This is a genomic window from Flavobacterium endoglycinae, assembly GCF_017352115.1.
GTDB classification, from domain to species: Bacteria; Bacteroidota; Bacteroidia; order Flavobacteriales; family Flavobacteriaceae; genus Flavobacterium; species Flavobacterium endoglycinae.
In genome coordinates, this window is sequence record NZ_CP071448.1 from 4,861,700 (window position 1) to 4,873,704 (window position 12,005).

A 12,005-nucleotide genomic window follows, 5' to 3' on the forward strand; every position below is an offset into this window, starting at 1 on the left:
TGCCTCCAGTTTTAACTGGAGGGTACAAAATAAAGCAAGTTAGAAGGCTTTAGCCAAATTGGTAAGTTCGGCTAAAGCCAATTGAAAATCAATTTGTTTTCCTCCAGTTAAAACTGGAGGCAATTCAAAAAAATATAATAATGAAAACAATAAAATACATCATCTTCGTTTCCATTTTCGCTTTGACATTTGCCAATGCGCAAAGTACTTCTGATACCAATTTTAGAAAACCGGTATCAGAAACCTTAAAGAAAATTGAGACTATTTTTAATGTCACAATCAACGATGACAGAGGTTTATTAAAAGGAAAAGAGCTGGATTATGCCGATTGGAGAATTGAACCAGGGAATTTAGCGCTTTCGCTGACCAATATTTTGGCTCCATTTGAATTGATGTATTTCAAACAACCCGATGGAACCTATATTATTCGTAAATATGAAAACCATAAAGTTTCTGTCGATAAAGGAAAAGAGCGTTTATTTTACCTAGAAAGCCTTTATTCGACTAAAGAAGAATGGGAAAAACGCAAAACGGAGTTAAAAGCTTGTATGATAACCTCATTTGGATTAGAAAAGGCTCCCCCAATGCCAAAATCTAAACCACTTTTAACTCCAAAAAGAATCTACAAAGACTACAGTGTTGAAAATATTGCTTTGGAAATTTTGCCAGGGGTTTATGCAACGGGATCAATTTATAAACCTTATCCGCTAAATAAAAAAGCGGCTGTTATCTTAACTCCCGACGGGCATTTTGGCGATGGAAGATATAGAAAAGACGAACAGTACAGATGTGCCATGATGGCAAAAATGGGAGCAATTGTTGTGGGTTATGACTTATTTGCTTGGGGAGAATCGCTATTACAGTTCCCTGAAGAAACACACAGAACTAGCATTGCATCGACAGTTCAGGTCTTAACAGGAATTCGTTTCTTAGATTATTTAGCGACCGTTAAAAATGCTGATATGACAAGAGTTGGCGTTACAGGAGGTTCTGGCGGAGGTTCGCACACCATGTTTCTAGCCGCGATTGATGACCGTGTAAAAGTTTCAGCTCCGGTTGTGATGGTCTCGTCTCACTTTTCAGGAGGATGCCCATGTGAAAGCGGACGAGGTATTCACTTATGCGGAAACGGAACAAACAATGCCGAAATATCAGCCATGATGGCTCCAAAACCGCAATTGATTGTTTCGGATGGAAAGGATTGGACATTGGCAGTTCCAGAATTGGAGTTTCCGTTCATTCAAAGAACTTATGAATTGTACCGCAAGAAAGATTTAGTGGAGAATGCTCATTTTGCGAAAGAAGGACATGATTTCGGGATTTCGAAACGTATGGCTTTGTATCCGTTTATGGCGAAATATTTGAATTTAGATTTGAATAAAGTGAAAAACGAAAAAGGCGAAATCGACGAGTCGACTTGTGTGATTGAACCAAAAGAAAAGTTGTTTGTTTTTGGAGATAAAGGAGAAAAACTACCCAAAAATGCGCTAAAAGACATCAACAAATTATATGAAATGTTCGGAGAAAAAAATCTGAAAGTTTACGAGGTTAAGAAATGATAGCCACGAATTGCTTCGCCAGTTCGCTATCGCTCGAGTCACGAATTATTTTTTGACGTGGATTGTGGGATGATTATCTCAAATTTAATCAAATAAAATTGCATGATAGATTTGGTAAAAATTAGAGAAATAAGACACAAAGTAGAATTAGAGAAAATTCGTGAATTCGTGGCGGAAAAAAATATAAGTATGAAGTTAAAATTAAAAATCACAGCAATCTGTTTTGGAATTTTTTCGTTTGCTGCAACGGCCCAAAACGACTTGAAATTATGGTACGATAAACCAGCAACCATATGGAATGAAGCTTTGCCATTAGGCAACGGACGTCTAGGCGCAATGGTTTTTGGTGATCCAGCAGTTGAACGTTTGCAATTGAACGAAGAAACCATTTGGGCAGGTTCTCCAAACAGTAATGCACATACAAAATCTATCGAAGCTTTGCCTAAAGTAAGACAGCTTATTTTTGACGGAAAATTTAACGAAGCACAAGATTTGGCTACGAGAGATATCATGTCGCAGACCAATGACGGAATGCCGTATCAGACTTTCGGAAGTGTTTATATTTCATTTGCAGGACATCAAAAATACACCGATTATTACAGAGATTTAGATATCAGCAATGCTACTGCAAAAGTAAAATACAAAGTAAACGGTGTTGAGTTTACAAGAGAAATTCTAACTGCATTTTCAGATCAGGTTATTGTGGTGAAACTTTCTGCGAGTAAACCAGGCCAGATTACGTGCAACGTTTTCATGAACAGTCCGATTGATAAAACGGTCGCTTCAACAGAAGGAAACCAGATTATACTTTCAGGAGTTGGAACTAATTTTGAAGGCGTAAAGGGAAAAGTAAAATTTCAAGGAAGACTTACCGCTAAAAATAAAGGCGGAGAAATTGAGTCAAGCAACGGTGTTTTAAGCATCAACAAAGCCGATGAAGTTGTGTTGTACATTTCGATTGCAACCAATTTTAAAAACTACCAAGATATTTCAGGAGATGAAGTTGCAAAAAGCAAATCGTTTTTAGAGCAGGCATTGCCAAAAAGTTTCGACGAAATCAAAAAAGCGCATGTTGATTATTACCAAAAATTCTTCAACAGAGTTTCTTTAGATTTAGGTTCGAATGATCTGATTAAGAAACCAACAAACGAAAGAATTAGAGATTTCTCTAAACAATTCGATCCGCAGTTGGCCGCTTTGTATTTCCAGTTTGGCCGTTATCTTTTAATTTCGAGTTCTCAGCCAGGCGGACAGCCAGCGAATTTACAAGGAATTTGGAACGATATGGTTACACCGCCTTGGGACAGCAAATACACGACAAACATCAATGCCGAAATGAATTACTGGCCTGCACAAGTAACTAATTTGCAGGAAATGCACGAACCGTTTGTTCAAATGGCAAAGGAATTAAGTGTAACAGGTGCAGAAACCGCCAGAATGATGTACAATGCCAGCGGATGGGTTTTGCATCACAACACTGATATTTGGCGTGTAACCGCTCCTGTAGATTCAGCTGCTTCTGGGATGTGGCCAACAGGCGGTGCTTGGGTTTGTCAGGATTTATGGGAAAAATATTTATATACAGGAGATAAAAAGTATTTGGCAGAAATTTATCCGATTATGAAAGGTGCTGCCGATTTCTTTTTGGATTTCATGATTGTAGATCCAAACACAGGATATTTGGTTGTGGTACCGTCAAGTTCTCCAGAAAACACACACGCTGGCGGAACTGGAAAAGCGACAATTGCATCTGGAACAACAATGGATAATCAGCTGATTTTTGATTTGTTTACGCATGTTATAGAAGCTTCTGCTTTGGTTTCTCCAGATGCAGCTTATACGAAAAAAGTAAGCGATGCTTTGGCGAAAATGCCACCAATGAAAATTGGAAAACACAGTCAGTTACAAGAATGGCAGGACGATTGGGATAATCCGAAAGACAATCACAGACACGTTTCGCATTTGTACGGATTGTACCCGAGCAATCAGATTTCGCCAATAAAAACACCAGAATTATTTCAAGCGGCCAAACAATCGCTGATTTACAGAACAGACGAATCTACAGGCTGGTCAATGGGATGGAAAGTGAATTTATGGGCGAGATTATTAGATGGAAATCATGCTTATAAATTGATTCAAGACCAATTGCATTTAGTAACGGCTGACCAAAGAAAGGGAGGAGGAACGTATCCAAATATGTTAGATGCGCATCAGCCTTTTCAAATTGATGGAAATTTTGGCTGTACTGCCGGTTTTGCCGAAATGCTGATGCAGAGTCAAGAAGACGCGATTCAGTTATTGCCTGCTCTGCCAACGGTTTGGAAAGACGGGAGCGTAAAAGGTTTAGTGGCAAGAGGCAGTTTTGTAATCGATATGACGTGGAAAAACAATAAAGTTTCAGCTTTAAAAATCTATTCGAAAATTGGAGGAAACTGTCGTTTGAAAGTAGAAAATACATTAAGCGGTTCTTCAATCAGAAAGGCAAAAGGAAAAAATCCAAATCCTTTGTTTTATGATGTGGAAGTGAATAAACCTATTATTTCAAATGAAGCAAAACTGGAAAAAGTAAAACTGCCAAATTACAATATTTACGATGTGAATATGAAAGCGGGACAGACGTATACTTTTACGGGAAATTAAAAATATTTTAAAACCATATAAGTGATATAAGAAAATATAAAGTAAAGCTTAATTGAACTTATATGACTTATATGGTTTAACTTTTAAAGATTGAATTTTAAATGTTGACAAATTTCAAACATAAAATAATAGCCCTTTCGATCGTAATTGCCTGCTTAAATAGCAGTTGCAAATCTGGTGCGGGACATTCACAAGGAAAATCGGCCATTTTAAACTCGAAAGATTTCAAACATTATGTGGATTATTTCAACACGATGGAAGATGAAAACTTAAAATTTGCGATTCCAAATGACAGTGCTTGGACTTGGATGGAAAAGAATATTCCGTTGTTTGAATGTCCGCAGCAAAATTTTGAAGAAATCTATTATTTCAGATGGTGGAGCGTTCGTAAGCATATTAAAAATACACCGCAAGGATTTGCAATTACGGAGTTTCTGGTAGACCGTTCGTATGCCGATAAATACAATATGATCAGCTGTGCTTTGGGGCATCATATTAATGAATTCAGATGGGTTCATGATCCGAAATACATTGAGCAAGATGTGAAACTTTGGTACCGAGGCAATGACGGAAAACCGATGAACAAATTGTATAAATTCAGCAGTTGGACAGCCGATGCTTTATACAATCGTTATTTGGTGAATAAAGATGAAAAATTCTTATTGGATTTGTACCCAGATATGGTTACCGATTATGCCGTTTGGGAAAAGGATCGCCAACGCAAGGATGGTTTGTTTTGGCAACATGATGTAAAAGACGGAATGGAAGAATCTTTAAGCGGCGGACGTAAAGTGCAAAATGCGAGACCAACGATTAACAGTTATATGTATGGAAACGCCGTAGCGATTTCTAAAATGGCTGAAATGAAAGGCGATAAGGACGTGGAAGCAAAATTCAAAGCTAAAGCTGATGATTTGAAGCAATTAGTGGAAACGAAATTATGGAATCCAAAAAGTGAGTTTTTTGAAACTTTAACGCAAAAAGATACGCTGGCACAAGTTCGTGAAGCGATTGGATTTATTCCGTGGTATTTTAATCTTCCAGAAAAAGGAAAAGGATTTGAAAAAGCCTGGGAACAGGTGAAAGATGAAAAAGGATTTTCGGCTCCGTTTGGTTTAACAACGGCAGAAAGAAGAAGTCCGCGTTTTAGAACTCATGGGACAGGAACCTGCGAATGGGACGGCGCGATTTGGCCTTTTGCAAGTTCACAGACTTTGACAGCGATGGCTAATGTTTTAAATAATTACAATCAGGATTTTGTTGGAAAACCAGATTATTTCAAACAAATGGAACTGTATGTGCAGTCACAGTATTATAGAGGAAAACCTTATCTTGGCGAATATTTAGACGAAACGACAGGTTATTGGTTAATGGGTGACAGAGAAAGAAGCCGTTATTACAACCATTCAACTTTCAATGATTTAATGATTACGGGATTGGTTGGTTTACGACCAAGAGCTGATGAAAAGATTGAAGTGAATCCGTTGATTCCACAAGAAAAATGGGATTGGTTTTGTTTGGATAAGGTTTTATATCACGGTAGTATTATTACGATTCTTTGGGACAAAACAGGAGAAAAATATAAAAAAGGAAAAGGGTTTAGGGTTTTCAAAAACGGAAAAGAGATTGCTTTTTCTGAGAAATTGGAAAGAGTGATTTCTAAGTAAATCGAATCGTTTCACGCAGATTAAAATAGATTTTAGCAGATTAAAATGGATTTTTTATCCTTAATCTTGTTTCATATCAAAGAATAAAATCTGCGAATATCTGCTTAAATCTGCCAAATCTGCGTGAAATAAAAATCATCGCAAAGACAATAAAATAATACCATGAAAAAGTTTTTTTTACATCTTACCTTAATCATTTCACTTTGCACCATTTCGGCGAAAGCCCAAAACAAAATAATAGTGAGTGATTTAAAATGCGAAATGCTGACCAATCCGGAAGGAATTGACGTTTTACAGCCAAGACTAAGCTGGAAAATAAAAGCGACTATAAACGATGTAAAACAAACGGGATATCAAATTATTGCTTCGTCAAGTTTAGAAAAACTAAATGCAGGAAATGGCGATTTATGGGACAGCGGAAAAGTGCAAAGCGATGCTTCTGTAAACGTAATCTATAACGGAAAAAAGCTTGAAAACAGACAAGATGTTTTCTGGAAAGTAATTGTTTTTACCAATAAAGGAGAAATCCAATCCAAAGAAAATGCACATTTCAGCATTGGGATTTTGACTTATGCCGACTGGAAATCTACGCGATGGATTGGTTATGAAAAAACGTCTCCGGGCGATAGTATTTCGCAGTATTCGAGATTATCGGCACGTTATCTTCGAAAAGAAATCAACCTAAAAAAGAAAGTCAAAAATGCCAAGGTATACATCATGGGAATGGGCTTGTATGAGTTGTACATTAACGGAAATAAAATTGGAGATCAGGTTTTAGCACCAGTTCCGACGGATTATACGAAGAATGTAAAATACAATGTTTTTGATGTGACTTCGCAGTTGCAAGAAGGCAAAAACATATTGGGAACGATTTTGGGAAACGGACGTTTTTTCACGATGCGTCAGGATTACAAACCGTATAAAATCAAAACTTTTGGTTACCCGAAAATGGCTTTGCAGTTGTTTGTGGAATATACCGATGGAAGCAAAGACGTAATCAGAACCGATGATACTTGGAAAATCACAACCGATGGCCCCATTTTATCCAACAACGAATACGATGGAGAAGAATATGATGCCCGCAAAGAAATGAAGGGCTGGAATACCGTTAATTTTGATGATAAAAAATGGCTTTCTGCGGAATATGTTCAAGAACCAGGTGGATTCTACGAAGGGCAGATGTCGGCTAATATGAAAGTGAAGCGCGAAGTAAAACCAATTTCGATAAAACAAACACCAAAAGGAACTTATATCTTGGATATGGGACAAAATATGGTGGGTTGGTTGCAGTTGAAAGTCAAAGGAAATAAAGGCGATAAAATTACGATGAAATTTGCTGAATCGCTTCAGCCAGACGGTTCGTTGTACATTGCCAATTTGCGCGATGCAAAAACTACGGATATTTATACTTTAAAAGGCGAAGGAGAAGAAGTTTGGGAACCTCGTTTTATTTTCCACGGATTCAGATTTGTTGAAATTTCAGGTTTTGCTACCAAACCAACGGTAGAAAATTTTGTTGGAAAAGTAGTTTATGATGACATTCAAACCACAGGAACTTTCGATTCTTCAAACCCAATCATGAATCAGATTTTTAAGAATGCTTGGTGGGGAATCAGCGGGAATTACAAAGGAATGCCAATCGATTGTCCGCAAAGAAATGAGCGTCAGCCTTGGTTGGGAGATAGAACGACTGGAGCTTATGGCGAAAGTTTCTTATTCGATAATCAGACTTTATACGCAAAATGGTTAGACGATATTAAATACTCCCAAACCATAGACGGCGGACTCCCAGATGTGGCACCTGCTTTTTGGCGTTATTACGGCGACAATGTAACATGGCCAGGAACGTATATCACAGTTGCTGATATGTTGTATCAGCAGTTTGGTGATGAAAAAGTAGTCGAAAAACAATATCCGTACATGAAAAAATGGATGGATTATATGGAAGAGAATTATCTGGTTGATGATTTAATGACAAAAGATAAATATGGCGATTGGTGTGTTCCGCCAGAATCTTTAGAATTAATCCGTTCCAAAGATCCAGCTCGTCTAACAGATGGAGAATTGATTTCTAGCGCATTCTATTATCAGCTTTTAAATATCATGAAGAAATTTGCTGTGATTGCGAATGCAGAAAAAGACATTCAGCATTATAATGATTTGGCTTCTAGAATTAAGAAAGCATTCAATGCCAAATATTTAAATACAGACAAAAACAGTTATGCCAATAATACGGTTACAGCCAATTTATTGCCTTTAACTTTCGGAATGGTTCCAGACGGACTTCAAACTAAAATCTTTGAAAATTTGGTTCACGAAGTTGAAGTGACGAAAAATGGTCATGTAAGCACAGGCGTTATCGGAACACAGTTTTTAATGCGAACGTTAACCGATTTCGGGCGTGGCGATTTGGCTTTCAAATTAGCATCCAACAAAACCTATCCGAGCTGGGGTTACATGGTAGAAAACGGTGCGACTACAATCTGGGAACTTTGGAACGGAAACACGGCAGATCCAGCCATGAATTCGCAAAACCACGTCATGCTTTTGGGCGATTTATTGATTTGGTATTACGAAAATATGGCAGGAATTAAAAGTAATCCTGAAACTCCAGGTTTCAAACAAATCATCATGAAACCCGATTTCAATGCGGGATTGACGTATGTGAATGCTTCTTACGAATCAATTTATGGAACCATTAAAAGTGACTGGAAAAAAGATAAAAAGGCTTTGGTTTGGAATATTACCATTCCCGCGAATAGTTCTGCAATTGTTTATTTACCAATTCCTAATATCTCATCAGTGACTATAAATAAACAAAAGCTGCCTCAATTTTCAGAGGCTTATAAAACCGAAACCAATAGTATAGTGCTTACCTTGTCTTCTGGTAATTATGTTTTGACTATTAAGTAGTTCTTGAGAAGTGATACCTTTTAAAACATTCACAATAAATGATCAAAAATTAATTCCTCCTCTTTCTGTAATTGTAAATGCTTGTTGATTCGTTAGAGAAGGTGCACGTTTTACAACTTGTTCATATCCAATACTGTCAAAACTTATGAAACTATCTCCAACAAGCTCTATTTTCCAATGCCAACTTTTATATCCGTTTTCATAGATTTTTTCTTCGCGGGAAATATGACTTATTTCAAGTTCCGGTAAAAAACTATTGCCAGAAGCATACTGAATTTTTAAATCCGTTACTTCTATAAAAGTCAGGGTACACGGTGCCACCCAAAAGCTATAATTTGAGGTGTTTTCAGGTAAAACCCACTTAAAAATATAATCTATATCCAACAGTAAATCACTTTTTATAAAGTCGTCATACACATCTGAATCAATTGCAAATGCATGTATGGAGCAATCGTGCCATCCCATTTCTTCAAAGTCAGCCACTGTCCAGATATTTTTCTCTAACTCAAAAGTTTTCATTTTTTATATTTCTGATTTCAAAACGTGAAGTAAAATGTGTAATGCAAAATAAAGAAATAAAGTCGTAAATTATGAGTGTTTTTTAATTTATTGTAGTAATTATCTTTCTTTTTAATTAAGGTAAGGTATTCCGAAATCGTACTTAATTGATAATTCCTTCCTATTCAATAGTGTTAAATCATGTATATGTGAAACTTTCGTCAGGAAATTTTGCGATAAGCGTTAAATAAGCTTCATTTTAATTATTTCGGGACAGTACAGGATACATTGTTAATTTTTGGGTGTTATTTTTACACTTAATAAATATTTTTCCATAAAATAATAGTAGGAATGTATTTATTATCGAAAATTTTAATTCATAATAAAATTTAGAATGAAGATAACAAAATTAGCATTTGTATTGTTTGGACTTTTCCTTTTAGGAAGTTGTAAATCGGCTTTAGAAAAAAAGACTTGGAAAGAAGGTATTTTAGTAGATCAGTTTATTTACGATAAAGCCCCATATCCGTCTTGCCACGCGGTTACAATTGTCGAAGCTACAAATGGTGATTTAGTTGCTTCTTGGTTTGGCGGAACTCACGAGAGACACCCAGACGTTTGCATTTATGTGTCGATCAAACCAAAAGGAAGCGATACTTGGAATGAAGGCGTAAAAGTGGCCGACGGAGTGATGAAAGAAGGGCCAAGATTACCAACTTGGAATCCGGTTTTATATCAAATTCCAGGTGGCGATTTAATGCTTTTCTACAAAATCGGACCAAAACCATCGGAATGGTGGGGTGTAATCAGAACTTCATCTGATGGCGGAAAAACGTGGTCTGAAGCTCAAAAGATGCCAGACGGTTTCTTAGGGCCAATCAAAAATAAACCTGTTTTATTAAGCAACGGAACTTTATTATGCCCGTCAAGTATCGAAGGCGATGGTTGGAGGCTTCGTATGGAATCTACTCCAGATTTTGGGAAAACTTGGGTAATGGGCGATACACTTCCAAGAGGAAAACAAAAAATCAATGCAATTCAGCCTAGTATTTTATTCCATAAAGATGGAAGCATTCAAGCCATTGGAAGAACCAGAAACAGAGCGATTTTCAGCACTTTCTCAAAAGACAATGGAAAAACGTGGTCGGATATTGAATTAATCGGACTTCCCAATAACAACTCTGGCACGGATGCTGTAACCTTAAAAGATGGAAGACATTTACTGGTTTACAATCACGTTCTTCCTCCAGGAAAAGAGGCGAAAGGGCCTAGAACGCCTTTGAATGTTTCGGTTTCGAAAGACGGAATTCACTGGAATGCAGCTTTGGTTTTAGAAGATTCAAAAATCAGCCAATATTCTTATCCTTCAATGATTCAAAGTTCAGACGGAATGGTGCATATTGTTTACACTTGGAGAAGAGAAAAATTGAAATACGTAAAAGTTGATCCGAGTAAGTTAGTGGCACTTCCAATCAAAAACGGTGTTTGGCCAGGTGAAGAAGGAAAAGTGGTAACAGCTGTAAAAGCGGAAGAAGAGTAAAATTAATTGAACCATTAAGAGATTAAGAAAGTTAAGTTGCTGTGTTTAATAAAAATAAACCATTAAGGCATTAAGAAAATTAAGTTGTTGCGCTTAATAGATTTTTTTTTAAAAGAACATTAAGCTTAATTCTCTTAAATCTTCTAATAGTAAAAACAGTAAGTGCTAAAGCTTAATTTTCTTAATCTCTTAATGGTAAAATCAAAAATATGAAGCTAAATAAAAACTTAATTGTTGTATTATTTGTTGCGATATCAGCAACATTTAACAGCTGTGCAACGGCTCAGTCTTCCAACAAAAAGCAAAAATATAAAGTGGCGGTTTGCGACTGGATGATTTTGAAAAGACAAAAACTTGGAGCTTTTGGTTTGGCTGCTGAATTAAAAGCAGATGGAATCGAACTAGATATGGGAGGTTTAGGGAACAGACCAACTTTTGACAGCAAACTGGGCGATCCTGTAGAAAGACAAAAATTCTTAGATAAAGCGAAAGAAACAGGAGTTGGAATCAGTTCCATTGCCATGTCTGGATTTTATGCGCAATCATTTGCAACGAGAGAAATCACACCCATGATTAACGATTGCGTTCTGGCAATGAAAAATATGAAAGTGAAAGTAGCTTATTTGCCATTAGGAACACAAACCGATTTGGTTAAAAATCCAGAATTACGTCCAGAAGTAATTAAAAGATTGCAATGGGCAGGAAAAGAAGTGGGGAAAATTGGCGGTGTAATTGCAATTGAAACTTCTTTGGATGCTACAGAAGAGAAAAAACTTTTGGATGAAGTAGGTTCAAAATACATTAAAAGCTCTTTCAATTTTGCAAATGCTTTAGACAATAAAAGAGATATTTCTTCTGAATTAAAGATTTTAGGAAAGAAATATATAGCTCAGATTCACGCTTCAAATACCGATCAATTTTGGTTAGAAAACGATCCTGCGATCGATATGCCAAAAATCAAACAAACTTTAGATGAGATGAAATGGAGCGGCTGGCTGATTGTAGAGCGTTCCAGAGACGTAACACAAGTGCATAATGTAAAAGCCAATTACGGAGCAAACGTAGCGTATTTGAAGAAAATCTTCCAGAATTAAATAAAAATATTGGTGAAAATAAGTAAAAGTTAAACAGCACATTTTTTCACTATAAATCTGCGAAATCTGCTAGATCTGCGAGAGTTAAATTTTT

General features: G+C 36.6%; 7 protein-coding genes. 6 read left to right on the forward strand and 1 reads right to left on the reverse strand.

Going from position 1 to position 12,005, the window contains the following annotated elements; all coding sequences use genetic code 11:
• The first annotated feature begins 140 nt into the window (after positions 1 to 140).
• The 4 genes from J0383_RS21065 (at position 141) to J0383_RS21080 (ending at position 8,779) form a co-directional block, all read left to right on the forward strand.
• Positions 141 to 1,559, forward strand: a complete 1,419-nt coding sequence (locus J0383_RS21065; protein ID WP_207295915.1) for an acetylxylan esterase — start codon at positions 141 to 143, stop codon at positions 1,557 to 1,559.
• A gap of 189 nt (positions 1,560 to 1,748) precedes the next feature.
• Entirely contained in the window at positions 1,749 to 4,199 is a 2,451-nt protein-coding gene (locus J0383_RS21070) for a glycoside hydrolase family 95 protein (RefSeq protein ID WP_207295916.1), read from the forward strand.
• Between the two features lie 101 nt (positions 4,200 to 4,300).
• Entirely contained in the window at positions 4,301 to 5,866 is a 1,566-nt protein-coding gene (locus J0383_RS21075) for an MGH1-like glycoside hydrolase domain-containing protein (RefSeq protein WP_207295917.1), read from the forward strand.
• Positions 5,867 to 6,028: 162 nt separating this feature from the next.
• Positions 6,029 to 8,779, forward strand: coding sequence for a glycoside hydrolase family 78 protein (locus J0383_RS21080; protein ID WP_207295918.1), 2,751 nt, complete (start codon positions 6,029 to 6,031; stop codon positions 8,777 to 8,779).
• A 42-nt stretch (positions 8,780 to 8,821) separates the two neighbouring features.
• On the opposite strand, the gene J0383_RS21085 is transcribed toward J0383_RS21080, so the two are convergent.
• The gene (locus J0383_RS21085) at positions 8,822 to 9,298 is read right to left on the reverse strand and encodes a hypothetical protein (protein ID WP_207295919.1); all 477 of its coding nucleotides are present in this window, start codon (positions 9,296 to 9,298) and stop codon (positions 8,822 to 8,824) included.
• Positions 9,299 to 9,671: 373 nt separating this feature from the next.
• On the opposite strand from J0383_RS21085, the gene J0383_RS21090 reads away from it, so the two are divergent.
• Together J0383_RS21090 and J0383_RS21095 are read left to right on the forward strand one after the other, a co-directional pair.
• Positions 9,672 to 10,817 (forward strand): sialidase family protein, encoded by a 1,146-nt coding sequence (locus J0383_RS21090; protein ID WP_207295920.1) that lies wholly within the window; start codon positions 9,672 to 9,674, stop codon positions 10,815 to 10,817.
• A 209-nt stretch (positions 10,818 to 11,026) separates the two neighbouring features.
• Positions 11,027 to 11,911 carry a sugar phosphate isomerase/epimerase family protein gene (locus J0383_RS21095; RefSeq protein ID WP_207295921.1) on the forward strand — a complete coding sequence of 295 codons (885 nt, stop codon included), beginning with the start codon at positions 11,027 to 11,029 and terminating at the stop codon, positions 11,909 to 11,911.
• Positions 11,912 to 12,005 lie beyond the last annotated feature (94 nt).

Coding starts and splice junctions, on each gene's coding strand:
- J0383_RS21075 (WP_207295917.1), top strand. CDS start 4,301: ATGTTGACAAATTTCAAACATAAAATAATAGCCCTTTCGATCGTAATT.
- J0383_RS21085 (WP_207295919.1), bottom strand. CDS start 9,298: ATGAAAACTTTTGAGTTAGAGAAAAATATCTGGACAGTGGCTGACTTT.
- J0383_RS21065 (WP_207295915.1), top strand. CDS start 141: ATGAAAACAATAAAATACATCATCTTCGTTTCCATTTTCGCTTTGACA.
- J0383_RS21070 (WP_207295916.1), top strand. CDS start 1,749: ATGAAGTTAAAATTAAAAATCACAGCAATCTGTTTTGGAATTTTTTCG.
- J0383_RS21080 (WP_207295918.1), top strand. CDS start 6,029: ATGAAAAAGTTTTTTTTACATCTTACCTTAATCATTTCACTTTGCACC.
- J0383_RS21095 (WP_207295921.1), top strand. CDS start 11,027: ATGAAGCTAAATAAAAACTTAATTGTTGTATTATTTGTTGCGATATCA.
- J0383_RS21090 (WP_207295920.1), top strand. CDS start 9,672: ATGAAGATAACAAAATTAGCATTTGTATTGTTTGGACTTTTCCTTTTA.